The sequence below is a fragment of the Serratia sp. CY33525 genome, from assembly GCF_052169115.1.
Lineage (GTDB): Bacteria > Pseudomonadota > Gammaproteobacteria > Enterobacterales > Enterobacteriaceae > Serratia > Serratia sarumanii.
Genome location: NZ_JBJNLK010000002.1, coordinates 237,739 through 263,179, shown reverse-complemented (window position 1 = coordinate 263,179; position 25,441 = coordinate 237,739). Strand labels below are relative to the sequence as shown.

The following is a 25,441-nucleotide window of genomic DNA, read 5'->3' as shown; positions in this document are numbered from 1 at the left end:
GCCGGCGGGCCGTTACACCGAGGAGAACTCGCGTGGGAACGGCATCGTACGATAGGTTTTGCCGGTGGCCTTATGCAGCGCGCTGGCTATCGCCGGAGCGACCACCGCAGTCGACACTTCTCCGCATCCCTGCGGCGCACGCGCGCTGTCGAGCACCACCACTTCCACTTTGGGCATTTCGGCGATCGCCAGCAGCGGATAACGATCGAAATTCCCTTCCACCACACCGCCCCGTTCAAAGTGCAGTTCGCTGTGCAGACAGGTGGTCAGCGCAAAGCCGATGCCGCCCTCTACGTTGGCGCGCACCAGATTTGGGTTTATCACCTTGCCGCAGTCAATCGCACATACCGCGCGGAGCACCCGCAGCCGCCCTTCCTGAATGGCGATTTCAACCACCAAACCGACGTAAGTGGTGAAAGCGTTATTGCGGCCGAGCCAAATATTGCACGACATCCCGCGATAAACGCCCGGCGGCGGTTCGCGCTGCCAACCCGCCGCCGCCGCGGTAGCCTCCAGTACGCGCAACGCCTCTGGGTTGCCCTGCAGCAGATACCGCCGATACTGATACTCGTCCCGCTTGGCCTTATGGCTGAGTTCGCTGATAAAGCTTTCCAAAAAGAACAGGCTGGCGACGCTGCCGACGCCGCGCAGATAGCTCAGGGAAATCGGCTGTTCGACGATGCCGGCCTCCACCTTCAGATGAGGGATGCGATACGGCGTGCTGTAAACGCACTCCACCATACTTTCATCCCATCCCCCGGCCTCGTGTACCGTTTCGCGCCGCATTTGCCAGAATAGCGACTGCCCGGCATAGCGCGCCCACAGCGCCTGCGGGTAGCCGTTTTCATCCAGCAGCGCCCGATAATGGCTGATGCAGGCCGGACGATAATATTCATGCCGCATGTCGATCTCGCGCGGATAGATCACCTTGACCGGTTTCCCCACCGCCCGGGAGGCGGCGGTAGCATGCATTACGGCATCCGGCAGATATTTGCGCCCAAAGCTGCCCCCCAGGTAGGTCGTATTCACCACCACATCCGCCGGCTTCAGCCCGAACATTTTCGCCAGAACGTTGCGCACCATGTCCTGCCCCTGGAAAGGGCCCCAGGTTTCGATACGGCCCTCTTCATAATGGCTGGTGGCGTTGCAAGGCTCCAGGGTGGCATGCGCCACATAAGGCGCGCTGTAACGCGCCTCATGCAGGCGCGAACCCTGCTCAGCGTCATGGATCAACGCCGACGCCTCACCGCGATTGACCGCCGGCACCAAGGTATCGCCGTCCAGCATCGCCAGATTCTCCGCCGCAATCGCGCTACCGGACAGCGCTTGCCCTGCGCCCGGCAGCCAGTCGACCTCCAGCAAATCCGCCGCCTTTTTGGCCTGCCAGTAGCTCGCCGCCACCACGATCACCGTATTGAGCGACATATCGTGATCCAATCCGACCATGTTGTTCATCGACCACTGCCGGGTCAGCACCAGATCCACCACGCCGGGCATGGCCCGGATCTGCCGTTCATTACGCACGGCGACCAGCTTTCCGCTGAGATCGGGCACCATCCAGGGGACGCCGATCAGCATCTCCGGCAGGTCGATATCGATACCGTAAATCGCGCTGCCGTCCACTTTCTCCGGCGTATCGACCCGCAACAACGGCTTGCCGATGAAGCTCTCTTGCTCTTGCGCTTCGCTCTTTAAACCAGGCTGCGGATCCAACGGCAGCTCGGCGGCATAGCGCACCAAATCGCCGTAGGCGACCTTGCGCTGCCCGCCCTCCTCAATCACCCAGCCTTTCTCCGTGCGGCACTGTTGCGGTGAAAGTGCAAGATGTCGCGCACCGGCCCGCAGAAAGAAATCTCTCGCCTGCGCGCCGGCCAACCGGGTGCGCTGATAAAATTTGGTCATGGAGGTTGAAGCGGCGACAAATTGCGCGAAAGCCTCGCCCCCGGCAACCTGACGGTAGGCATCGCGGCCGGTGACGAACTTCACCGTCACCTGCGCCCAATCGGCATCCATTTCCGCCGCCACCACTTCGGCCAGGCCGGTGTAAATCCCCTGCCCGACCTCACATTGCGACACGCCGATGACGATGCGGCCGCCGCTATCGATCCAGATCCAATCGTTCAATTCGTACTGACCGTCGGGCGGCGCCGCATCCTGCGAAACCACGGCTGCCAGGCTGCGCGTCGATATCGGCAACAGCATGGCGGCCACCGCCAACGCGCTGCCTTTTAGCAAGGTTCTGCGGGTGATCGCCATGCTTAGGGTTCTCCCTTGTCGGCGGCGCGGTGCACCGCCGCGCGGATACGGTGATAAGTGGCGCAGCGGCACAGATTGGTCAGGCCGGTATCTATCTGCCGGTCGTCCGGCTTCGGGTGCTCCGCCAACAGCGCGCTGACCGCCATGATCATGCCCGATTGGCAGTAGCCGCACTGCGGCACATCCTCCGCTATCCAGGCCTGCTGCACCGGATGACTGCGATCGGTGGACAATCCTTCGATGGTGGTCACCTGCCGATCGCGTACCAATTGCAGCGGATAGCAACATGAACGCACTGCCTTACCGTCGACATGTACCGTACAGGCGCCGCAGGCGCCGATACCGCAGCCGAACTTGGTGCCGGTTAACTTAAAATGTTCCCGGATCACCCACAGCAGCGGCGTATCCGGCTCGCCGTTAAATTCGACCGCCTGGCCGTTCAGATTGAACTTCATGCCACTCTCTCCTCGCTCAACGCTTCACCCGACGTTTCACCCACGCCCCGATGACGATCAATGCCAGCAATACCCCGCCCCAAAACACATAAGGCAGTGACGCGATCAACCACGGTTTCTCACCGCCAGCCCGCAGCTGAGCCACTTGCTGCGGCGTTATCCTGACCGCCGGATTGCCGAATTGCTGCAATACGTAATTGCCCAGCTCGGCCAGTTGCCGGTCATCCAGGCTGTCGGCGAATCCCGGCATCCAGGTTTGCAGCGTCTCTCCCTGGCGCTGCACGCCATGCAGCATCACCATGATCAGGTTATTGGCCTGCTCGCTGCCTACGGTGGAATTGTTTGTCAAAGAAGGGAAATGGCCGTCGTAGGCGCCTTCGCCGCCCAGGCGATGGCAACTGGCGCAGGCAGCGGCATACAGCGCCTGCCCGGCGGCACGGCCTTCACCGCCTCCCTGATAGGCATAGGCCGCTTTCGTTCCTTGCGCGGTGGCGATCGGCGGCGTCTGTTTAAGCCAGTCGGCGATGGCGTCAAGATCGTCGTCGCTCAGGAAACGCAGGCTGTGCTCCACCGCCTCCGCCATGCCGCCGGCCGCCTGGGCTTTGTCATTGCGCCCGGTACGCAAATACTGCACCAACTCTTCCCTGCTCCAGCCGCCGATGCCGCTGACGGGATTCGAGGTGATATTCGGCGCGATCCAACCGCCGGCCTCCCCGCCCGCCAGATAGCGATCGTCGCGTTCGGCCATCATCGCGTTGCGCGGGCTGTGGCACGCCGAGCAATGCCCCAAAACATCCACCAGATAGCGACCCCGCGCTTTTTTCACGTCTTCATCGACGGGCGTTTTTTTCAGAAACAGCCAGTTCCAGCCGTGGATCGCATAACGCCAGGAAAAAGGGAACGCCAGTTGGGTCTCAGGCACCGCGCGATCGACCGGGGCGACGCCGGCCATGAAATAACGATACAGCGCGTGCAGATCGTCATCGCTCAACCCCCGATAAGCGGTATAGGGCATGGCGGGATACAAGGGTTGGCCGTCTCGCCGGATGCCCTGCGTTAACGCGCGGCGAAACTCTGGCTCACTGTAGTCGCCAATGCCGGTTCCTTTGGCGGGCGTGATATTGCTGGCGATGATATTGCCCATCGGCGAAGCGATGGCATAACCGCCGACGTAGGGGGCGTCCTGTTGGGCGCTGCCGCGGTGACAAGCCGCGCAATCTGCGGCGATCGCCAGGTATTTTCCGCGTGCGATGACCTGTTGGTCATTCTGGCTGGCGAAGACCGGGCAGGAGAAGATCCCCAACGCGATAACGCACAGCTGTTGTGCTCTCCGCCAGCGGCCGTTCACGCTTCACCTTCCGGCTTCATCGCACCTGCTCGCTCCTCCGCTAACAGCGCAAACTCGTCCGGCAATAGATTTTCCTGTTCGAGCATCGCTATCGCGTTATGTTTGATGCCAAACAATACGCGGTAAAAAGCCTCCAGATCGCCGGCCGAAATGCCGTTGAGCAGCTTTTGCCGTGCCTGTTGGCTTGAGTGATCCAACTGCGCCAGCATCTCCTGCCCGGCCGCGGTCATTCTCACGCCTTTAGCGCGCTTATCCTCAGACAGGGCATCGCGAGCGATCAGCCGATTTTTTTCCAAAAACAGCAACGCACGCGACATCGTCGAGACTTCGGCGTTCAAATGCTGCGAAACGTCTTTCAGGGTGCAGCCATCACCCAAATCGGCAATCGCGCTCAGCGCCAGCCAGTGCGGGCGCGTCAGATTGGTCATTTTTACCGACTGGTCCATCGCCGTGCGCCACAGGCGATTGGTCACATCCAGATGGATGCCCAGCGCAGCAGGAAGTTTGCGTGGTTGTGACATACCGGATTGCTCTCGATTATTTATTTGCTTGTGCAAACAAATAATAGATCGGACGTTATGACAGGATCAAGCAGATGTCGCGGAATAAAATTAAATCCAGTTAATACAGAGCGATATATCGCATTTTTACAGATTTGCTCCCCGACAACGCGGGGAGCGATAAGAAAAACTCAGTTCCCCGCCACCGCGCAGTGGTAGTCCTGAATTTCGCCGGCCGAGCCCAGGTTCAGGTCGGTCAACTTCAAACGGTTGGCCAACAGCAGCATCTCACCCTGCGGGCTGACCGCCAGCGCCAGGCCATAATTGCCGATGCTGTCGCCCTGCTCGACCACATAGTTGTGCAGCAAACGGAAAGGATCTTCCTCGGTTAAATCGGTGCCCGCCAATTTTCTGGCCAGATATTGGTGGCCGACTAATTTCACCGCCAGCGGGCGCCACTGCTGATCTAATTGCTCCGCCTGTTGCCCCAGCGCGTTATAGACATCCTGACGCAGGCAGGCAACGTGAATATGCAGCTGATCCTGAGAACGGCCATATTTCGAATTGACCGCCAGCGAAAGCCACGCATCTTTTAACGGTTTACCCAGCTCGCCGGATATATGTTCGCGGTTATTCCAGGCCTGGGCGAAATAAGGCGGCGCGTGATCCGTCTGCAATACCGGACTCTCGATGCCGCTGACCTTTTCGGTTGGCATCACCAGATCGTGATAGGGGCCTTTGCTGTCCTTAAACAGCACATAACCCTGTGTTAAATCAACCTTTAAGCAGGGCGCCGGATCGTCGTTCTGCTGCTGATTGGGCACGCACTGTTGGCTGACGATTTGCCACAGCGCATTCGGATTGCCGCGCCCAAAGAACCACCACAGCACCGCCGCCAGCAGTAAAATGGCAAGCAAAATAATTAATAGTCTGAAAAGTTTTTTCATCATGACTCCCTGTTTAGCTATTCCATCTTGAAAGGAGCGCCAGCATAAACCAAGGCGCTTATCGTCACCAGAATATTATCATTAGCATTACCTTTCATTGACGTCTTGTTATCAAGGGAAATTAAAAATAAGGATTTGCCTGAGTAATTTAAGGTAAATTAATACCGCAGTTCGAATATGAGTGTGATATAAGCAGCCGGACTCTCTTTATATTAAGGAACCGATAAGATGCCAACGATGGGCAACTCCCTGCATTATCTCGACGTGGGCTCAGGCTTTCCGTTGCTGCTGGGCCACAGCTATCTGTTCGATCTGAACATGTGGGCGCCGCAGTTTGAAGCGCTGGCGAAACGCTACCGCCTGATCGTGCCGGATCTCTGGGGCCACGGCGACTCACCGGCGCTGCCGACCGGGCGAAACAGCCTGTCGGATATCGCCGCCGATCATTTGGCGCTGATGGATCGCTTGGATATTGAAGAGTTCGGCATCGTCGGCCTGTCCGTCGGCGGCATGTGGGGCGCCGAACTGGCGGCGCTGGCGCCGGAACGGGTCAAGGTGCTGGCGCTGATGGACAGCTACCTGGGCGACGAAACGCCGGAGGCGCGGCAGCGTTATATGGGCATGCTGGCCGCCGTGGAGCAAGCCGGCGCCATCACTTCGCCGCTGCTGGAACATGTCGCGTCGCTGTTTTATTCCGATGACGTCCCCGACGCCTTATTGCAATCGCTGTTGTGTCAGCTCCAGAGCCTGCCCGCCGATCGCCTGCGCGAGAGCATCGTACCGCTGGGCCGGATGATCTTCGGTCGCCCCGACAAGCTGGCGCTGCTGGAAAACATCACCGCCGCCAGCATCGTCATCACCGGCGCCCAGGATAAGCCGCGCCCGCCGGCGGAAGGCCAGCGCATGGCGGATCTTCTCGGCTGTCAACATGTGCTGATCCCCAACGCCGGGCATATCAGCAACAAGGAAAACCCGACGGCGGTCAACGAAACCCTACTGGCGTTTCTGGCTGAAAACACCACCCCGCTGTTCTGGTAACATTCTCCGGGCCGCCAGGCCCGGCCATGCATGCCGCCGGCGTCGTCCGCAACGGCGCGCATCCATCCGTATTGACCAGGCAAACGGCGAAATAATGGATTGGGCGCCCTAAAATAAAATCAGGCCTAAAATAATTATTTTTAATCTCATAATTAATTAGCCATATCATTTTAAATAACAACCAATCAATCCCATTTAAAAATACAAAAAAATAAAGGCGATACTTTGCGAAAAATGAATTGATGACATAACCTTTCTAAACCCTATAACTCCACTCCCCGGAGATTAACATGCGTTTAGCGGTAATTCCTCCTCGTTGTCATGACAGAAACATTCTTGATATCACCATGAATTTATATACTTATCCAACCATCATTATCGCGCACCGCCTGGGCGTATTTGAATTCATGTCTAAATCGCCAAGAAATATTAACGATATCAGTACAGAACTGCAGATTAAAAAGCGGCCGGCGGAAGCGATCATGGCCACGCTGCGCGCGTTGAATCTGGTCGAACTGAATGCGGGCCTCTTTAGGCTCACGTCGGAGGCACAAGAGTTTTTATTAAAGGGCAGCCCAAATTACTTCGGTTACTTTTGGGACATGATGTATGAAAACAGTGAAAACTTCTCGCTAAAAAATCTGGAATCAGCCATCAGGAAGGATACGGCCCAAGTTTATCGCGAACGCGCTCTTTTCGATACGCATGCTCATGATACCGAGAAAGCGCGCAAATTCACCCACGCCATGCATAGCCTGAGCATGGGCTCGGCCAGCGTTTGGCCCACCGCGCTCTCTTTGGCATCACACCGCAAGGCGCTCGATATCGGCGGAGCATCAGGCGCGCACGCCATCGGCATGAGCGCGCATTGGCCCAATCTCCAGTGCACCATTTTCGATTTGCCGGAGGTTTGCCCGCTTTCGGCCGATTATATACGGCAATATGGTTTTGATGATCGAATTGGCACCCATTGCGGCAATATGTGGCATGATGATTACCCCGCTGCGGACCTTCATTTCTACTCCAATATTTTCCACGACTGGCCGACGGAAAAAAACCGTTTTCTGGCGCAGAAAAGTTATGCGTCATTGCCGAAAGGCGGAAGGATAGTTATTCATGAAATACTGTATGACGACACAGAACCGGGGCCACTTGCCGCTGCCGCCTACAGTTTGATGATGCTAGGCTGGACGGAGGGGCAACAATACTCCGGCAAAGAAATTGGCTCTCTGCTCTCTGAAGCGGGATTCGAAAACATTGAAGTATTTCCCGCCCTCGGTTATTTCAGCATTGTTACCGCAATAAAAAAATAAACCGTATTTTTGAGCGGCAAGGCGCATCACGTCCGTACATTACCCATCAACTTGATTGCCATAAGGTGAAAACGATGTCTTATCCAGCCGAACCTTTTCGTATAAAAAGTGTTGAAACGGTAACACTGCTCTCCCGGGAAGAAAGAATAAAAAAAATAGAGGAGGCGGGTTACAACACTTTCCTGCTGAATTCGCGGGATGTGTATATCGATTTGCTGACCGACAGCGGCACCAATGCCATGAGCGATAAACAGTGGGCGGGCATCATGTCGGGAGATGAAGCCTATGCCGGCAGCGAAAACTTTTTCCACCTTGAACGAACCGTCCGCGAGTTGTTTGGCTTCAAATATCTGGTGCCTACCCATCAGGGGCGCGGCGCGGAAAATTTGCTCTCTCAGGTCGCGATAAAACCGGGCCAATTCGTCGCCGGCAACATGTATTTCACCACCACCCGCTATCATCAGGAAAAAAACGGCGCCACCTTTGTTGACGTCATCAGAGACGAAGCCCATGACGCCGGCGCGATTCTGCCGTTTAAAGGCGATGTCGATCTGCGCAAACTGGCAGCGCTGATCGCGGAAAAAGGTGCTGAAAACATCGCCTATGTTTGCCTGGCGGTCACCGTCAATATGGCCGGTGGTCAACCGGTATCGATGGGCAACATGCGCGCCGTTAGCGAACTGACCCGTCGACACGGCATTAAACTTTATTACGATGCGACCCGGTGCGTGGAAAACGCCTATTTCATCAAAGAAAGAGAAGAGGGATTCAGGCAGCGGTCGATCGCGGATATCGTTCTGGAAATGTTCAGCTACGCCGACGGCTGTACGATGAGCGGCAAAAAAGACTGTCTGGTGAACATCGGCGGATTTCTTTGCATGAATGACGAAGAAACGTTTAACGCCGTGCGGGAATTGGTCGTGGTGTATGAGGGAATGCCCTCTTACGGCGGGCTCGCCGGGCGTGATATGGAGGCGATGGCGATCGGCCTGCGCGAAGCGATGCAATTCGAATACATTGAACATCGTGTTCAGCAAGTACGCTACCTAGGCGACAGGTTGCTCGCGGCCGGCATTCCCATTGTCGAACCCGTGGGCGGGCATGCGGTTTTCCTCGATGCGCGCCGTTTTTGCCCGCATCTTCAACAGGAGCAATTGCCCGCGCAAAGCCTGGCCGCCAGCATCTATATCGCAACCGGCGTGCGCGCCATGGAACGCGGCATCGTTTCGGCCGGGCGCGATGCGAAGACAGGCGACAACCGTCGGCCAAATCTGGAAACCGTGCGCCTGACCATACCGCGTCGCGTATACACCTACGCGCATATGGACAAAGTCGCCGACGGCATTATTGCGCTATATCAGCGCAGAGCAAGCATTCACGGTCTGCAGTTTACTTATGAACCCAAACAGCTCCGATTCTTCACGGCGCGTTTTGCTTACCGCTAACATCCGCGCTCTTGGCGGTTGCTCGAACGCGCTATATGGCTGCCAACATGTGCAGATCCCCCGGGCCGTCAGGCCCGGAGTTTCCTCTCAGTTAAGCCATTTGCGATCGCGAGTAAAAGAAACGGCCAATCACAGATCGTCGTCATCCATCCCTAAACCGGACTGAATTTCTTCGCGCATTGCATCCAACTCGTCTAACTTAACGCTCTGCACGACCCCCATCAAAATATTGATTTCGATAATGCTGATGCGCCCGTCATTTTGGCAATAGCTGTGATAATCGATGATATTGTGCCTGGCACCAGCGCCGCCATCGTCTTCTCAACCAAAGTGTCCAGTTCAACCGGCACCACGCGCAGCATATCCTTCAACGCGGGCCGCAAAATTTTGCCAACCGACGGCAACATTGCCAGAGCGATCACCACCAAAAACACATTCACCAATGCCTGCCGACATCTCACCCGATCGCTGCGTCCTCAGGCTTTCCGCCGCGCAACCGCTGGCCACGAGCGATGACCGCATCGTGACGGCGCAAAAACCCCGGGCTTAGCGGTTCACCGAGCGCGCTATGCGGCTGTAGGTGTGGCGCACGCCGCGAATCGCCACGCTGTAAGCGAAGATGTTTTCCGGCAGCGCCAGCCCCAGATAGCCGGTATCGCCGATATGGTGCAGATCCGCGCCGGCCATTTTGCTCATCAGCGCAATCTGCCGCACGGTCTGCACGTCGGCCCCCTCTTGCGAGGTGCCGATCGCCGTCATTGCCAGCGCGCCCTGCCGCTGCGCATAAGCAATCAGCGCCGCCACTTTCTCCTGCGACATGCCGGGAATGGTGCCGGGCGCCGGCAACAGCACGATGTCCGCACCGTTCTCCACGAACAGCGCGATGTCCTGCTCGCCGATCAGCTGGCTGCCGCTTTCGCGCACAATACCGGCCCCGTGCATCTTGCCGGTCACCAGCACCATCTCGTCGCCCACCTCATCACGGATCGCTTTCAGCGCGGCGGCGATCGCCTGATTGCTGACGCCGTTGTTCGGGTTGCCGGTCAGCACCAGCATGCGCGCGCCGAGTTGATACAGCTTGCGCGCATTCTCGGCGGTGGCGGCACGCCCCGCCGTCATCTGCCAGAAATCGTTATGTTCGGTGGCGAAGGCCGGATCGACGGCCTCCAGGTTCACCCCGATCACCCGTCCGGTCAGCCGCTGCAGCGTGCGCAGCGCCTCCTGCGGCGGCACGTCGGCGGGCAGGCCCGCAATATGCGGCTGGTCAACGTCGAACAGGTTCAGCAGCAGCAGGTCGGCGCCCTGGCTGGCCGCCAGCTCGGCGTTGGTGACGTTATTGAGCAGCGGCTGAGTGACCGCAATGGTTTCGCTGACCAAGATGCGCCCTTCGCTGGCGCGGATGGCGTAGAGCAGGTCGGCTTTGCCGATATCGGCCAGATCGCTGGCGCTGCAGTCCAGATAGCGTTTCATGAGGCAAGCTCCGATGACGTTAGCGGGAATGAATAGATGCCCCCTCGCTCAGCGCGGCGAACGAGGGGGACAGGGTTACTTCAGCGTAAAGCTTTGCGCCTGCACGTTGTCGGAGTCCAGGCCGACGAACACGTTGAATTTGCCCGGCTCCGCCCCCCATTTCAGGCTGGCGTTGTAGAACTTCAGATCGTCTTCGCTAATCGGCAGCTCAACCTGCTGCGACTGGCCGGCCTTCAGCGTCACTTTCTTGAAGTTGCGCAGCTCTTTTACCGGCCGGCTGACCGAGGCGGTCACGTTCTGCAGATACAGCTGCACCACCGTGGCGCCGTCGTACTTGCCGGTATTCTTCAGCGTGACGCTGGCGGTTAGCTTGCCGTTGCGCGCCATCGTCGGGCTGGACAGTTTCAGATCCGACAGGCTGAAGGTGGTGTAGCTCAGGCCGTAACCGAACGGATACAGCGGGCCGTTCGGCGAATCGAAGTAGCGCGAGGTGTACTTGCCCGGATTCTCCTTGCCGAACGGGCGGCCGGTGTTCAGGTGGTTGTAGTACATCGGGATCTGGCCGACCGAGCGCGGGAAGGTCATCGGCAGCTTGCCCGACGGGTTGTAGTCGCCGAACAGCACGTCCGCCACCGCGTTGCCGCCCTCGGTGCCGCTGTACCAGGTTTCCAGCATCGCGTCCGCCTGCTCGCTCTCCCAACTCAGCGCCAGCGGCCGGCCGTTCATCAGCACCAGCACCAGCGGCTTGCCGGTGGCTTTCAGCGCGGCGATCAGATCGCGCTGGCTCTGCGGGATCGTGATGTCGGCGCGGCTGGAGGCCTCATGCGCCATGCCCTGCGATTCCCCCACCACCGCTACCACCACGTCGGCCTTGTTCGCCGCCTGCACCGCTTCGTCGAGCATCTGCTGCGGCGAACGGGTGTCGAACGCCACCGCCGGCTCATACTCGTTCAGGTAGTCGATGATGCCTTTATCCTGCGTGACGTTGGCGCCCTTGGCGTAAAGAATGCGCGCCTTGTCGCCCACCGCCCGCTCCAGCCCTTCGCGCAGGGTCACCGACTGCTTGACCACCCCGGCGGCGGACCAGCTGCCCATCACGTCGCGCTGGCTGTCGGCCATCGGCCCGACCAGCGCGATGGTCGCCTGTTTGCTCAGCGGCAGCGTCTGCTTATCGTTCTTCAGCAGCACCATCGTTTTGCGCGCCACCACCCGCGCCTCGGCGCGGTGCAGGCGGCTTTCGGCGTTGGTGTCCTGCGGATCGGCACCCGCCGGGCCCAGATGCACATACGGATCGGTGAACAGTCCCATGTCGTACTTGGTGTTCAGCACGTCGCGGCAGGCGCGGTCGATATCGCTTTCAGCCACCAGCCCGTCTTTCACCAGGCCCGGCAGGTATTTGTCGTAGAACTCGTCGCTCATGCTCATGTCGACGCCGGAGGTGATTGCCAGCCGCACCGCGTCGCGCGCGTCGGCGGCCACGCCGTGTTTAATCAGTTCTTTAATTGCGCCGTGGTCGCTGATGGTGATGCCTTTAAAGCCCCACTGGTCGCGCAGCAGATCTTTCAGCAGCCACGGGTTGGCGGTGGCCGGCACGCCGTTGATCGCGTTGAGCGACACCATCACCCCGCCGCTGCCGGCATCCACCGCCGCTTTATAAGGCGGCAGATAGTCCTGATGCATGCGCAGCGGGCTCATGTCGACGGTGTTGTAATCGCGGCCGCCTTCGACGGCGCCGTACAGCGCAAAGTGCTTGACGCTGGCCATCACCGAACCGGGTTTGGCCGGGTCGCCGTTCTGGAAACCGTCGACCATCACCTTGGCGATTTTCGACACCAGCCAGGTGTCTTCGCCGAAGCCTTCGGAGACCCGCCCCCAGCGCGGATCGCGGGTGATATCGACCATCGGCGCAAAGGTCATGTTGAGGCCGTCATCGCTGGCCTCCTGCGCCGCCACCCGAGCGCTGAGCGCGATGGCTTCCAGATCGAAGCTGGCCGCCAGCCCCAGGCTGATCGGGAACACGGTGCGCTGGCCATGCACCACGTCATAGGCGAAGAACAACGGGATTTTCAGGCGGCTGAGCTGCATCGCCTGATCCTGCATCACCCGGATATCCGGCCGGGTAACGGTATTGAAGATGGCGCCGATCTGCCCTTTGCGGATGCCCTCGCGGATCGCTTCTTTCGGGTTATCCGGCCCGACGCTGATCAGCCGCAGCTGGCCGATCTTCTCTTCCAGCGTCATCTGCTTCATCAAATTGGACACGAAGGCGTCGCGCTGCTGGGCGTGCATGCCCTGCGTTATCGGCGTTTCCTGCGCAAAAGCCGGGCTGAGGGCCAGACCGGACAACATACTCACCACACAAAGCCATTTCATCTTGTTTTATCTCAGGCGTGTTTCCGCCGCCAACGCCGCGGAGTTTAATCGGAGTGAAGAAACAGTTTGCCACACTCTGTTTCATCGCCAAGGGAATTCGCATCGTTAATGTTTACAAAGCATTACAGGTTATCGGCAGGTAATTCTGCAGCCGGGCGCGGCTGTCGGCGGCCTCCGCCGTCAGGAAATCGATAAACTGCGCCAGCGCCGGCGATGGCGCCCCGCGTTCAGGATAGACCAAATAATAGGCCGCGCCGCTGCTGACGCAGAGTGGGAACGGCGTGACGATACGCCGCGCCTGAATATCCTCCTCCAGCAGGCACAGATCGCCGATGGCGATGCCGAACCCCTGCAGCGCGGCGCTCATCGCCAGATCGAGGGTATCGAAATGCTGAGCCTTGCCGGACGGCAGCGCATCGGCCCCCGCCGCCTTCAGCCAGCGCAGCCAGTCGCGCCGATCGCGCGTCGGGTGCAGCAGGGTTTTGTCCGTCAAGTCCGCCAGCCGGGGCGTTGGCGGCAGGAACGTCGGCGTGCAGACCGGCGTGAGGATTTCGTCGAAGAGCAGGTGCGCGCTCAGCTTTTTGCCCGGCGGCCGGCCGAATACCACCGCGGCGTCAAATTGCTCGGTGCTGAAATCCAGACCGTGCGACACCGAAGCGGTCAGCTCAATATGCATGTCCGGCCGTTCATTCTGCAGGCGAATGATGCGCGGCAGCACCCAGCGCATGGCGCAGGTCGGGCATTTGATGCGCAGCGCCCCCGGCGGGGCGGCGGCCCGCGTCAGCGCCTCGTCCAACTGCCCCAGCGCCTGCTGCACCGGCGCCAACAGCTGCGCGCCCTGCGGCGTCAGCGCCAAACCGCGCGCCTGGCGGCTGAACAGCGGATAGCCCAGGCGCTGTTCCAGCCCGAGAATTTGCCGGCTGACCGCCCCCTGCGTCAGGTGCAACTGCCGGGCGGCATGGGTAAAATTGAGGCGTTGCGCCACCACCACGAAGGTTTTCAACACGTCGAGCGACGGCAGGGATATCGGCATAGCGGGCCTCGATTAGGTATGATCGTAGTGCATGGCAAGTATGACAAACTTTCCCTTGTCCGCCTACGCCGCCTGATGCTTAATCGCTCAACACTTCCCTGTTTGCCTGGAGCCCATCATGCAGAGCGCTTGCTCATCCCGCTCGAAGCTGCCGGACGTCGGCACCACCATTTTCACCGTCATTGGCCAACTCAGCGCCGAACATCAGGCCCTCAATCTGTCGCAGGGCGCGCCCAACTTCGCCGGTGACCCGCAGCTGATCGAGGCGACGGCGCAAGCCATGCGCGCAGGTCATAACCAATACGCGCCGATGAGCGGCGTGGCGGCGTTACGTGCTGCTCTGGCGGAAAAAGCTGAACGATTGTATGGCACACGCTATGACGCCGACGAAGAAATCACGGTGATCGCCAGCGCCAGCGAAGGGTTGTACTCGGCGATTAGCGCGCTGGTGCATCCCGGCGACGAGGTGATCTATTTCGAACCGGCGTTCGACAGCTATGCGCCGATCGTGCGCCTGCAGGGCGCCACGCCGGTGGCGATCAAGCTGTCGTTGCAGGATTTTCGCGTCGACTGGGACGAAGTGGCCGCCGCCATCAACGGCAAAACGCGCATGATCATCGTCAACACGCCGCACAACCCGACCGGCGCGGTGTTTGACGCGCACGACATCGAACGTCTGACCGCCCTGACCCGCGACACCGACATCGTGATCCTGTCCGACGAGGTCTACGAGCACGTGGTGTTCGACGGCGATATTCACCACAGCATGGCGCGCTACCCGCAGCTGGCGGAACGCAGCGTGATCGTGTCGTCGTTCGGTAAAACCTACCACGTCACCGGCTGGCGCGTCGGCTACTGCCTGGCGCCGGCGGCGCTGATGGACGAGATCCGCAAGGTGCACCAGTTTATGGTGTTCTCCGCCGATACGCCGATGCAGCACGCCTTCGCCGCCGCGCTCGCCAACCCGCAGAGCTACCTGGGGCTGGCGGCGTTTTATCAACAAAAGCGCGATCTGCTGGCCAGCGCCCTGCAGGATTCGCGCTTTGAGCTGCTGCCCAGCCGCGGCAGCTTCTTCATGCTGGCCCGCTTTAGCGGCTTCAGTCACGAAAGCGACAATGATTTCGCCGTGCGCTTGATCCGCGAAGCGAAGGTGGCGACGATCCCGCTGTCGGCGTTCTACAGTGACGGCACCGATACCGGCATTATCCGGCTGAGTTTTTCCAAAGATAACGAGACCCTGCTGGAAGGCGCGCGCCGCCTGAGCCAGGTGTGATTTTTTGTCCAACCATGGGAAAGGGGCACTGCCTATGAAAGCATTGAAAACGCTGTTCGCCGCCGGATGCCTGCTGGCCGCCGGCGCTTCGCTGGCGGCGGAAAACAGCCTGCGCTTCGGCCTGGAAGCGCTGTATCCGCCGTTCGAATCCAAATCCGCCAGCGGCAAACTGGAAGGGTTCGACATCGAACTGGGCGACGCGGTGTGCACCGCCGCGCAGTTGCAATGCAGCTGGGTGGAAACCTCGTTCGACAGCCTGATCCCGGCGCTGCAGGCGCGCAAGTTCGACGCCATCAACTCGGCGATGAACGTGACCGAACAGCGGCGCCAGGCGATCGCCTTCACCGACGCCATCTATCAGGTGCCGAACCGCCTGATCGCCAAGGCCGGCAGCGGCCTGCTGCCGGACGCCAAATCGCTGGCGGGCAAACACGTGGGCGTGCTGCAAGGATCGATTCAGGAGATTTACGCCAAAACCCATTGGGCGCCGGCGGGCGTGGACGTGGTGTCTTATCAGGATCAGAATCAGGTTTATCTCGATCTGGCGGCCGGTCGGCTTGACGCCACGCTGGTGATGGCGCCGTCGGGGCAAAGCGGCTTCCTGTCGCAGCCGGACGGCAAAGGCTTCGCCTTCGTCGGCGAGGCGGTGCGCGACGACAAAATCCTCGGTGAAGGTATCGCCTTCGGCCTGCGTAAAGGGGATGAGGCGCTGAAGAAAAAACTGGATGCTGCCATCGCCAAAGTGAAACAGCAAGGCACGGTGGCGGCGCTGTCGAAGAAGTATTTCGGCGATATCGATGTGACGGTGAAGTGAGAGACGGGGGCGGCACCGCCGCCCCCTGCCGCGATTAGCGATCGAACACCGAGCTGTTCAGCGCGCGATCCTGCTGGTGGCGCTCCAGCGCCAATTCGATCAGGCGCGTGATCAGCGCCTGATAGCTGACGCCGCTGGCGGCCCACAGCTTGGGATACATGCTGATATTGGTGAAGCCCGGCAGCGTGTTGATTTCGTTGATCACCACCTGGTTGTCCGGCGTCAGGAACACATCCACCCGCGCCAGCCCGAAGCACTCCAGCGCGCGGAACGCCTTCAGCGCCACCTCGCGGATGTGGTCGCTCACTTCCGGCGCGATCGCCGCCGGCACCACCACCTGAGCGCCCTGCTCATTGATGTATTTGGTGTCGTAAGAATAGAAGGCGTCGCTCAGCACGATCTCGCCGCACACGCTGGCCTGCGGATCGTCGTTGCCCAGCACCGCGCACTCGATCTCGCGGCCGACGATCGCCGACTCCACCAGCACCTTGTGATCGAAGCTGAAGGCCAGCGATACCGCCGCGTCGAACTCGGCGCGGTTTTCCACCTTGCTGACCCCGACCGACGAGCCCTGGTTGGCCGGCTTGACGAACAGCGGCAGGCCGAGGCGCTCGCTCAGTTGCTCAAACGTGAATCCGGCGCGGTTGGCGCGGGTCAGGGTGACGAACGGCGCCACCGCCAGCCCGGCATCGCGCAGCAGGCGCTTGGTCACGTCTTTATCCATGCTGACCGCCGAGCCGAGCACGCCGGCGCCGACGAACGGCATATTGGCCATGCGCAGCAGCCCCTGCAGCGAGCCGTCCTCCCCCAGCGTGCCGTGCACGATCGGGAAGATGACGTCGAGCTGGCCCAACGCGCCGGCGCTGCCCGCTTCGATCAGCTGCTGTTTTTCCTGGCCCGGGATCAGCGCCACGTTCTTGTTCGAGCGGTTCAGCGCGATCAGCGCCGGGTTCTCGGCGTTGAGCAGGTAGTTGGAGGCGTCGTTGATGTGCCACTGCCCCTGTTTGTCGATCCCCAGCAGCGTGACGTCAAACTTCTCTTTGTCGATTGCATCCACAATGTTTTTGGCCGACTGCAGCGACACCTCATGCTCCGCCGACTTACCGCCAAAAATCACCCCAACACGTAGTTTAGTCACGCCTTAAATCCTTCTGAAAAATCATGGCAAAAAAGTCGTTTATCACAATAAACGCATTGCCTGGCGGCGGCAATCGTTGTTGCCAGAATCTTCTTACGCCACAGAATGCCACATCGCCACCATCCTAAACGTATACACTTCGTATATCGTTCACTTAGGGAGACGCCGATGGGCATCGTAAAAATTTCAGACGCGCTGCATGACGATCTGCGCCTCGCCAGCCTGACCATGACGCGTTCGATCAACGCGCAGGCCGAGTACTGGATCAAGATCGGCATGCTGGCGGAGTTCCATCCGGAACTGACCTACCCGCAGCTGGTAAAAAAAATGATGAAAGATAACGCGCTGACGCTGAAGGAGATTGTCGGGTGAAACAGATTGTGATTAAAACGCCGGAAGAGATTGCCAAAATGCGCCATTCCGGCGCCCTGCTGGCGAAAGTGTTTGCTATGCTCGATGAGGTCATCGTCGAAGGCATCTCCACCATGGAGATCAACGACCGCGCCGAGGCGTTTATCGTCGAAGAGCTGAAGTCGCGCCCGGCCAGCAAGGGGCAGTATGATTTCCCCTATGTGCTCAACACCTCAATCGACGACGTGGTGTGCCACGGGGTGCCGTCGGCCAGCAAAATCCTGCGTTCCGGCATGATCGTCAACGTGGACATCACGCTGGAAAACGGCGGCTATATCGCCGACTCCAGCAAGATGTACTGCGTCGGCCAGGTGACGCCGCTGGCCAAACGGCTGGTGAACAACGTCTATGAATCGATGTGGCAAGGCATTCGCGCGGTAAAACCGGGCGCTACCCTAGGGGATATCGGCCATGCCGTCCAGCGGCACGCCGAGCAGGCCGGCTACAGCATCGTGCGGGAATATTGCGGCCACGGCATCGGCCGCGATATGCATGAAGAGCCGGCGGTGCTGCACTACGGCCAACCCGGCAGCGGTCTGGTACTGCAGGAAGGCATGGTGTTCACCATCGAGCCGATGATCAACCAGGGCGACCGCCGCATCAAGCAGAAGAAAGACGGCTGGACGGTGGTGACGCGCGACAAAAAACTGTCGGCGCAGTGGGAGCACACCGTGGCGGTCACCGCCGACGGTGTGGAGATCCTGACGCTGCGCGACGAAGAGCGCCGAGCCGGCTACGCCGAGCGTTACTAAACCCGCAAGCCATTAGCCTGGCAAGCTGATAGCTTAATAAGTTATTTAATTGATAACCTCTTAGCTTATATGCGGCACTCCGGCGCCGCGGTTAAAGCGACGGGGATGACAGGGAGACAGACAGCATGCAGTCAGGCAATCAGGCGTTTATCAATCAGCTCAAGGACATCGTCGGCGGCCCGCAGCTGTTGACCGGCGATCGCAACACCGAGCGGTATCGCAAGGGGTTCCGCTCCGGCGAAGGCCAGGCGCTGGCGGTGGTATTCCCAACCAACCTGCTGCAGCTGTGGCGCATTTTGCAGGCCTGCGTGGCCGCCGACAAAATCGTCATCATGCAGGCCGCCAATACCGGCCTGACCGAAGGATCGACCCCCAGCGGCAACGACTATGATCGCGACATCGTCATCGTCAGCACCCTGCGCCTCGACCATATTCAGGTGCTGGACAACGGCAAGCAGGTGGTCGGCTTCCCCGGCAGCACCCTGCACCACCTCGAGAAATTGCTCAAACCCTACGGCCGCGAACCGCATTCGGTGATCGGTTCCTCCTGTATCGGCGCCTCGGTGATCGGCGGCGTGTGCAACAACTCCGGCGGCTCGCTGGTGAAACGCGGCCCGGCCTATACCGAAATGGCGCTGTACGCCCAGCTAGGGGAAGACGGCCAGCTGCGCCTGGTGAATCATTTGGGCATCCGCCTCGGCGACACGCCGGAAGAGATCCTCACCCGGCTGGAAAAAGGCGATTACCGTCCAGAGGACGTCGAATACGGCGAGCTGCGCGCCTCGGATAACGAGTACGCCAGTCGGGTGCGCGACGTCGATGCCGACACCCCTTCCCGCTTCAACGCCGACAAACGCCGCCTGTTCGAGGCCTCCGGCTGCGCCGGCAAGCTGGCGGTGTTCGCGGTGCGGCTCGACACCTTCGAGAAAGAAGGCAAAGAGCAGGTGTTCTATATCGGCACCAACGACACCGCGGTGCTGACCGAGCTGCGCCGCCACATGCTGAGCCAGTTCGACAATCTGCCGGTGGCCGGTGAGTACATGCACCGCGATATCTTCGACATCGCCGAGGTCTACGGCAAAGACACCTTCATGATGATCGACAAGCTCGGCACCGATCAGATGCCGCGCTTCTTCACCCTGAAAGGCCGCATGGACGCCAGCCTCAACAAGCTGCCGCTGCTGCCGCACAACCTGACCGACCGGCTGATGCAGGGCCTGAGCCATCTGGCGCCGAGCCACCTGCCGAAGCGCATGAAGGACTACCGCGAACGTTTCGAACATCACCTGCTGCTGAAGATGGCCGGCCCCGGCGTAGACGAAGCGCAGCGCTACCTGACCGAGTACTTCGCCCAGGCCGAAGGCGCTTTCTTCGCCTGCACGCCTGACGAAGGCAAAAAGGCCTTCCTGCACCGCTTCGCCGCCGCCGGCGCCGCCGTGCGCTACCATGCGGTGCACGCCGACAAGGTGGAGGATATTCTGGCGCTGGATATCGCCCTGCGCCGCAACGACACCGACTGGTTTGAAACGCTGCCGCCGGAAATCGACAGCCAGCTGGTGCATAAGCTGTATTACGGTCACTTTATGTGCCACGTCTTCCATCAGGACTACGTGGTGAAAAAAGGCGTCGACAGCCACGCACTGAAAGAAAAGATGCTCGAGATCCTCAACCGGCGCGGCGCCGAGTACCCGGCGGAGCATAACGTCGGCCACCTGTATCACGCCAAACCGGATCTGCAGGCGTTCTACCGCGCCGCCGATCCGACCAACAGCTTCAACCCCGGCATCGGCAAAACCAGTAAACGCAAAGGCTGGGCCGAAGTCCCCCGCTAAGACCGCCCGATTGGCCCGCCGCCGCACCCGGCGCGGGCCTACTCTCCCCTGCCTGCCTCATCGTGATCTTTCTGCGCCCTTAAAGATGTATTTATATTGCAACTTATAAATTTCCCGATTACCATTCATCGCAAATGAGAATCAATTACAAAACTGTCATGACGGATACATGGCATCCGCCGTGGCAATCACCGCGAAGTTGTTAATGAGAAGGAACCTACCATGAGTCAGACCCTCGATTCCGCCCAGCTGTTAGCCGCGCTCGATAAAGTGATGGTGATCTCCACCACCGATCTGCAAGGCACCATCACCTACGTCAACGATCTGTTTTGCCAACTGACCGGCTTTTCCCGGGAAGAGCTGGTGGGCCAGCCCCATAGCATCGTGCGCCACCCTTCCGTGCCGAAAGCGGTTTACAAAGCGATGTGGGACACCATCAAGGCGGGCGGCATCTGGACCGGCATCATTCCGAACGTCGGCAAAGGCGGCGTGCTGTACGTGGTCGACACCACAGTGCAACCGCTGTATGACGCCCAGGGCAATATCGCGGCCTATATCAGCATCCGCCGCGTGATCAACGATCTGATGACCGACTTCGAATCGGTGGAATTCGCCAAAGAACAGTTCGACAACCACTACGACAAGTAACCGCCATGGCCGACCTTATCGAACGCATCCTGATTGGTTACGGTTCGGAGTCGGGCAACGCCCGGGCGCTGGCGATGCGCCTGGGCGAGCAAAGCAGCCTGCAACCCTACCGCCCCGTCGTGAAAGAACTCAACGCCATCCAGCCCGCCGATGTGGGCGAGCATGACGCCCTACTGATCGTCTCGAGCTCATTTGGCGACGGCGAACCGCCCGCCAACGCCGAACGTTTTTCCGACGCGCTGGCGCAATGGCCTAACCGCCATCGGTTGCGCTACGCCATCTTCGGCCTCGGCGACACCGCGTACCCGCATTTCTGCGGCTTCACGCAGGCGCTGGATGCACGCCTGACGCAATACGGCGCCCACGCCATCGTCAATCGCGTCGACGCAGACGTTAACTTCGAACCGTTCTTCGCAACCTGGCTGACGACGCTGGATAAGGTGCTGGCCGGCGATGCCCAGGCCGGCCGCGATTTACATCTGCGCGTAACCGCCTACGGTGAAGACCATGCGTTCAGCGCCGCCCTCCTCGAACGGCGGCCGCTCAGCGCACGCACGCCGCAGGCCTGGCACCTGCGGCTGAATATCGCCGGCAGCGGCATCGTTTACCGGGCGGGAGATACCGTCTATCTGTTGCCGGAGAACGACGAAGGATTATTGACCCGGCTGGCTGACTGGCTCGGCAGGCCGGAGGCCGTCGACACGCTGCGGCGTCGGGAGCTGCGCCAGCTCAGCAAAACGACGCTGCGCGAACTGGCGCAGTTGGCCGACAGCGAAGAACTCAAAGGCTTGCTCAAGATCCGCCAGCGCAAAGCCCTGGAGAGTTATCTGTACGGCGCCGATCTGCTGGACGTGCTGCACGATTTTTGCCCGCCGCACGCGGTCACGCTGGAGAACCTGCTGACGCTGCTGCCCGTTTGCCTACCGCGCGCCTACTCCATCGCTTCGGCAACGCGGGAAGAGAGCCTCGATCTGTGCGTGCGCGACGTGCATTATGAACGCGGCGGCCGCACCCGGCGCGGCACGGCGACCGGCTGGCTGCTCAGCCAACCCGGCCCTTTCCGCCTCTTCTGCCGCGCCAACCCCGGCTTTTACCTGCCGCGCGATACCACCGTACCGGTGCTGCTTATCGGTACCGGTACCGGCATCGCACCGTTGATTGGCTTACTGCGCGAAATGGCCGCCCAGGGCGAACGGCGTGAAACCGTGCTGATCTTCGGTGAGAAAAGGCGCGATGAAGACTTCCTGTATGGCGAGGAATTGGTCACGCTGAACGCGGCGGGCGTACTCACGCGGCTCATCACGGCATTCTCGCGCGACACCGCCGACAAGTATTACGTGCAACACGCCATCGACGATCACGCCGGTGTCGTCAGCGGCCTGCTGCGGCGGGGCGCGCATGTCTACCTGTGCGGCAATCGTCAGTATCTGGAACATGCCGTGGCGACGGCGCTGGAGCAAGCCCACGGGGCGGAAAACCTGTGGCAGACGCTGATTGAGCAGCAGCGCCTGCATCTGGAGCTCTATTGAGACAGGGCGGCGTTCACCGCTCCGCGCGCAGCAGCAAGGACACGATGAACGCGCCCCCCAGCCCCGCCGTAATGATGCCGATGGGCAGTTCCTGATTGGGGATCAGGCTGCGGCTGAGCATGTCACCGCCGGTCAGCAGCATCGCCCCCAGCATGCCGCACATCGGCACGGACAATCGGTGGCGCACGCCCACCAGGCTCCGGGCCAGATAAGGCACCATCAGCCCGACAAAGCCGATCACGCCCGTCAGCGAAACGAGAAACGCCGTGGACAGTGCGCAGCACAGAAAGGTCTCGGTGCGCAGCCGCGCCACGTTGACCCCCATCGAATGGGCGGTTTGCTCGCCCGCCAGCAGCGCGTCCAGCGCCCGCCAACGCAGCGCCGTAAACCCGGCCAGTAGCACGAAACTCGCCAGCGGAATGAACAGATTATCCCAACGCGCCAGCCCCAGCCCGCCGAGCGACCAGAACAACACCGAACCGGCCGCCCGCTGATCGCCGGAAAACACCAGGTAGCTGGTGAGCGCGCTAAACAAAAATGAGACCGCCAGGCCACAGACGATCAACTGCTCGGCGCGCCTGACCCGGCTGACGCGAAACAGGATCATCACCGCCATCGCGGACAGAATGCCGCCGACGAAAGCCGACAGCGGCAACGTCAGTGCGCCCAGCGCATCACCGAAGCGCGTGATGACCAGCACCGCGCCGGCGGAGGCACCGGAAGAGAGCCCAAACAAAAAAGGATCGGCCAGCTCATTGCGGGTGGTGGTCTGCAGCAGCGCGCCGGTCATCGCCAGTCCGGCGCCGGTTAACGCCGCCAACAAAGCCCTGGGCACCCGCAGCTGCACGACGATGGTGTCCAGCATGCCGGAAAGCGGCGCCGAACCGAGCCCTAACGCCGCAAACGCCTGCCGCCATGACAGCGCGACGCTGCCCAGCTGCAGGCTCCAGATCATTAGCCCGCACAATACCGACAGCGCCAGCGGTGCGAGCAGCATAAAGCGCCGAGTCGGCGAGTTCATTCAGCCTCCGGCGCGTACAGCGCCCGCGCCAGCTTTTCCACTGCGCCGATGTTAGCCGGCCCCGGCGTCAGCTCCGCATACTGCAGTTTCAGATAGCGGTGGTGCCGTACGGCAGGCGTCAATTTCATCAACGGGTGAGACTCGAGGAAGCGCCGCAGCGCATCGGCGCCCGAACCGGTCTGGTAATCCAGCAGAATAATGAAATCAGGCTCGGCCGCCGCTACCGCCTCCCAGGACGCCGTCGTCCAGCTCGCCGGCAAACCGTCCATCACGTTGCGGCCGCCCGCCGCTTCGACGATCGCCGTCGGCATAGCGTATTTGCCGCTGGTGAAAGGCTTCTCCTCCCCCGAGTCATAGACGAACACCTTGAGCGGCGGCTGGCCCGCCGGCCTGGCGGGAAGCGCAGCCAACCGGCGCTGCCAGCCCTCAACCAGCGCGGTGGCCTCTTGCTGCTTGCCGAAAATCTTGCCGAGCTTCAGCTCATCGTCATACAGCAGGTTCATATCGGCCTTCTGCGGCCGCCCGCCGGCCTGTACGCAGCTCTCGCTCAGCACCAGCGTTTTGATGCCGAACGGGGCGAGCTTCTCCGGCGTGACGTCGCCGCCGATCTTCATGCCGTAATTCCAGCCGGCGAAAAAGAAATCCGGCTGTGCCGCCAGCAGCGTTTCCAAAGCGGGATATTTCGGCGCCAGCTCGGGAACGGTGCCCATCGCGGCCTTGAAGTCGGGCGTCAGTTTGTACCAGCCGGTGATGCCGGTCAGCCCGACAATGCGATCCTGCAGATGCAGTGCAAAGGCCATCTCGGCCATGTTGATGTCGTTGATGACGGCGCGCTGCGGCGCCTGGTTGAAGGTGACCGGCACACCGCAGCTTTCTACGGTGACGGGAAAATGTTCGGCCGCCGCCGACCTGGCGGCCAGCAGCAGAAGCAGAATGAATACGCGTGCGTTCATGTTTCTCTCTGGTTTATCAAGCGCAATGGGGAACGTCAAAAATGCGCAGCGTTTTCCCGCTGACGGGATGTGCCACCTTGAAACTGTTCATGCCGAACACCGGCAAAATCACCGGAGTTTGCAACACCGCCTCGGGCGTACCACAGGCCACCTGACGGCTTTCGTTGAGCACCAGGATCCGATCGGCAAACGCCTCTGCCACGGGCAGATCGTGCAAGACCGCAATCACGGCGATGTCTTTATTTTTCACTAACGACAGCAGCGCCGAGCGCCCGGGCGGATCGAGGTGATTGGTCGGTTCATCCAGCAACAGCAGATCGGGAGACTGCGCCAACGCCCGAGCCAGCGCGGCACGCTGGCGCTGGCCGCCCGAGAGCCGCCCCAACGGATGGCGCCTGAGCGGCACCAACCCGGTTTCCCCGATGGCTTCATCAACGATGCGCTTTCCCGTCGCAGAACATGCGCCGTGCGGCAAACGGCCCAACGCCACGTAGTCCTCAACCAACAGCCGCAAATCCGGCGAATCGTTTTGCGCCAGAAAGGCGATGCTTCTGGCGCGCTCCGCCGCCGGCCACGCGGACAAGGCGCGCCCTCGCCAGTAAATGCCGCCGCTGTCCGGCCGCGTTTCACCGATCAGGGCACGCAACAGGCTGGACTTGCCGCTGCCGTTAGGGCCGATCACCGCCAGCTTCTCACCGGCGCGCAGCGCGAAATGGATGTTGTCGAGTATCAATGCCCCGCCGTGGGCGGTCAGGCTAATCCCATCAACGTGGAGGATGTCGTGAACTGAATTCATTATGCGTAAATTGTTATATTATAACATATCAATATTTTTACCACGATTACGCGCCTTCTGCAAAAGCGAATCGCAGCGTCTTTCGTCGCACGCATT

At 60.4% G+C, this 25,441-nt stretch carries 23 protein-coding genes; 10 read left to right on the top strand and 13 right to left on the bottom strand.

Annotated features, from left to right (window positions below):
• Nucleotides 1-12: 12 nt before the first annotated feature.
• The 5 genes from ACJ8IM_RS06225 to ACJ8IM_RS06205 form a co-directional block, all read right to left on the bottom strand.
• On the bottom strand, nucleotides 13-2,256 hold the full coding sequence (locus tag ACJ8IM_RS06225) for a xanthine dehydrogenase family protein molybdopterin-binding subunit (protein ID WP_033653459.1): 2,244 nt from the start codon (nucleotides 2,254-2,256) through the stop codon (nucleotides 13-15).
• A 2-nt stretch (nucleotides 2,257-2,258) separates the two neighbouring features.
• Nucleotides 2,259-2,711, bottom strand: coding sequence for a (2Fe-2S)-binding protein (locus tag ACJ8IM_RS06220; RefSeq protein ID WP_033653460.1), 453 nt, complete (start codon nucleotides 2,709-2,711; stop codon nucleotides 2,259-2,261).
• A 16-nt stretch (nucleotides 2,712-2,727) separates the two neighbouring features.
• Entirely contained in the window at nucleotides 2,728-4,059 is a 1,332-nt protein-coding gene (locus ACJ8IM_RS06215; RefSeq protein ID WP_051917611.1) for a c-type cytochrome, read from the bottom strand.
• The gene (locus ACJ8IM_RS06210; RefSeq protein ID WP_049212833.1) at nucleotides 4,056-4,580 is read right to left on the bottom strand and encodes a MarR family winged helix-turn-helix transcriptional regulator; all 525 of its coding nucleotides are present in this window, start codon (nucleotides 4,578-4,580) and stop codon (nucleotides 4,056-4,058) included. Before ACJ8IM_RS06210 ends, ACJ8IM_RS06215 begins: the two co-directional genes overlap by 4 nt.
• 170 nt (nucleotides 4,581-4,750) lie before the next feature.
• The gene (locus ACJ8IM_RS06205; RefSeq protein WP_033653461.1) at nucleotides 4,751-5,506 is read right to left on the bottom strand and encodes a CDP-diacylglycerol diphosphatase; all 756 of its coding nucleotides are present in this window, start codon (nucleotides 5,504-5,506) and stop codon (nucleotides 4,751-4,753) included.
• A gap of 237 nt (nucleotides 5,507-5,743) precedes the next feature.
• On the opposite strand from ACJ8IM_RS06205, the gene ACJ8IM_RS06200 reads away from it, so the two are divergent.
• The 3 genes from ACJ8IM_RS06200 to ACJ8IM_RS06190 all read left to right on the top strand — a co-directional run bounded on the left by ACJ8IM_RS06200 (nucleotide 5,744) and on the right by ACJ8IM_RS06190 (nucleotide 9,302).
• Nucleotides 5,744-6,544, top strand: a complete 801-nt coding sequence (locus ACJ8IM_RS06200) for an alpha/beta fold hydrolase (protein ID WP_077791438.1) — start codon at nucleotides 5,744-5,746, stop codon at nucleotides 6,542-6,544.
• A gap of 290 nt (nucleotides 6,545-6,834) precedes the next feature.
• Complete coding sequence (locus ACJ8IM_RS06195) at nucleotides 6,835-7,857, top strand: methyltransferase (protein ID WP_051917612.1); 1,023 nt, start codon at nucleotides 6,835-6,837, stop codon at nucleotides 7,855-7,857.
• A gap of 74 nt (nucleotides 7,858-7,931) precedes the next feature.
• On the top strand, nucleotides 7,932-9,302 hold the full coding sequence (locus ACJ8IM_RS06190; RefSeq protein ID WP_033653464.1) for a tyrosine phenol-lyase: 1,371 nt from the start codon (nucleotides 7,932-7,934) through the stop codon (nucleotides 9,300-9,302).
• Nucleotides 9,303-9,523: 221 nt separating this feature from the next.
• Here ACJ8IM_RS06190 and ACJ8IM_RS06185 read toward each other — a convergent pair whose 3' ends face one another.
• The 4 genes from ACJ8IM_RS06185 to ACJ8IM_RS06170 all read right to left on the bottom strand — a co-directional run bounded on the left by ACJ8IM_RS06185 (nucleotide 9,524) and on the right by ACJ8IM_RS06170 (nucleotide 14,178).
• Complete coding sequence (locus ACJ8IM_RS06185) at nucleotides 9,524-9,742, bottom strand: hypothetical protein (RefSeq protein WP_144337685.1); 219 nt, start codon at nucleotides 9,740-9,742, stop codon at nucleotides 9,524-9,526.
• A 106-nt stretch (nucleotides 9,743-9,848) separates the two neighbouring features.
• Nucleotides 9,849-10,772: a DUF7916 family protein gene (locus ACJ8IM_RS06180; RefSeq protein ID WP_101455789.1), complete on the bottom strand. Its 924-nt coding sequence runs from the start codon at nucleotides 10,770-10,772 to the stop codon at nucleotides 9,849-9,851.
• Nucleotides 10,773-10,847: 75 nt separating this feature from the next.
• A complete protein-coding gene (gene bglX / locus ACJ8IM_RS06175; RefSeq protein WP_101455788.1) occupies nucleotides 10,848-13,145 on the bottom strand; it encodes a beta-glucosidase BglX in 2,298 nt (765 codons plus the stop codon).
• Between the two features lie 112 nt (nucleotides 13,146-13,257).
• Nucleotides 13,258-14,178 (bottom strand): LysR substrate-binding domain-containing protein, encoded by a 921-nt coding sequence (locus ACJ8IM_RS06170; RefSeq protein ID WP_033653469.1) that lies wholly within the window; start codon nucleotides 14,176-14,178, stop codon nucleotides 13,258-13,260.
• 118 nt (nucleotides 14,179-14,296) lie between these two features.
• Here ACJ8IM_RS06170 and ACJ8IM_RS06165 point away from each other — a divergent pair, with 118 nt between their 5' ends.
• Nucleotides 14,297-15,451, top strand: a complete 1,155-nt coding sequence (locus ACJ8IM_RS06165; RefSeq protein ID WP_033653470.1) for a pyridoxal phosphate-dependent aminotransferase — start codon at nucleotides 14,297-14,299, stop codon at nucleotides 15,449-15,451.
• 34 nt (nucleotides 15,452-15,485) lie between these two features.
• Nucleotides 15,486-16,265 carry an ABC transporter substrate-binding protein gene (locus ACJ8IM_RS06160; protein ID WP_033653471.1) on the top strand — a complete coding sequence of 260 codons (780 nt, stop codon included), beginning with the start codon at nucleotides 15,486-15,488 and terminating at the stop codon, nucleotides 16,263-16,265.
• A 34-nt stretch (nucleotides 16,266-16,299) separates the two neighbouring features.
• On the opposite strand, the gene ddlA is transcribed toward ACJ8IM_RS06160, so the two are convergent.
• On the bottom strand, nucleotides 16,300-17,403 hold the full coding sequence (gene ddlA / locus ACJ8IM_RS06155) for a D-alanine--D-alanine ligase (protein WP_033637551.1): 1,104 nt from the start codon (nucleotides 17,401-17,403) through the stop codon (nucleotides 16,300-16,302).
• A gap of 168 nt (nucleotides 17,404-17,571) precedes the next feature.
• Here ddlA and ACJ8IM_RS06150 point away from each other — a divergent pair, with 168 nt between their 5' ends.
• The 5 genes from ACJ8IM_RS06150 to ACJ8IM_RS06130 all read left to right on the top strand — a co-directional run bounded on the left by ACJ8IM_RS06150 (nucleotide 17,572) and on the right by ACJ8IM_RS06130 (nucleotide 22,575).
• Complete coding sequence (locus ACJ8IM_RS06150; protein ID WP_006324220.1) at nucleotides 17,572-17,775, top strand: ParD-like family protein; 204 nt, start codon at nucleotides 17,572-17,574, stop codon at nucleotides 17,773-17,775.
• Complete coding sequence (gene map / locus ACJ8IM_RS06145; RefSeq protein ID WP_033653472.1) at nucleotides 17,772-18,566, top strand: type I methionyl aminopeptidase; 795 nt, start codon at nucleotides 17,772-17,774, stop codon at nucleotides 18,564-18,566. The genes ACJ8IM_RS06150 and map overlap by 4 nt, the downstream gene beginning before the upstream one ends.
• Nucleotides 18,567-18,691: 125 nt before the next feature.
• A complete protein-coding gene (gene dld, locus ACJ8IM_RS06140; protein WP_033653473.1) occupies nucleotides 18,692-20,398 on the top strand; it encodes a D-lactate dehydrogenase in 1,707 nt (568 codons plus the stop codon).
• Between the two features lie 222 nt (nucleotides 20,399-20,620).
• Entirely contained in the window at nucleotides 20,621-21,046 is a 426-nt protein-coding gene (locus tag ACJ8IM_RS06135; protein ID WP_033647052.1) for a PAS domain-containing protein, read from the top strand.
• 5 nt (nucleotides 21,047-21,051) lie between these two features.
• The gene (locus tag ACJ8IM_RS06130; protein WP_033653474.1) at nucleotides 21,052-22,575 is read left to right on the top strand and encodes a flavodoxin domain-containing protein; all 1,524 of its coding nucleotides are present in this window, start codon (nucleotides 21,052-21,054) and stop codon (nucleotides 22,573-22,575) included.
• A gap of 13 nt (nucleotides 22,576-22,588) precedes the next feature.
• Here the strand turns inward: ACJ8IM_RS06130 and ACJ8IM_RS06125 are convergent, their stop codons facing one another.
• Genes ACJ8IM_RS06125 through ACJ8IM_RS06115 form a run of 3 tightly spaced genes read right to left on the bottom strand, consistent with a single transcriptional unit; the run spans nucleotide 22,589 to nucleotide 25,282 of the window.
• Nucleotides 22,589-23,596, bottom strand: a complete 1,008-nt coding sequence (locus tag ACJ8IM_RS06125; RefSeq protein ID WP_033653475.1) for a FecCD family ABC transporter permease — start codon at nucleotides 23,594-23,596, stop codon at nucleotides 22,589-22,591.
• Entirely contained in the window at nucleotides 23,593-24,549 is a 957-nt protein-coding gene (locus ACJ8IM_RS06120; protein ID WP_033653476.1) for an ABC transporter substrate-binding protein, read from the bottom strand. The genes ACJ8IM_RS06125 and ACJ8IM_RS06120 overlap by 4 nt, the downstream gene beginning before the upstream one ends.
• Before the next feature lie 16 nt (nucleotides 24,550-24,565).
• Entirely contained in the window at nucleotides 24,566-25,282 is a 717-nt protein-coding gene (locus tag ACJ8IM_RS06115; protein WP_033653477.1) for an ABC transporter ATP-binding protein, read from the bottom strand.
• Between the last annotated feature and the right edge of the window lie 159 nt (nucleotides 25,283-25,441).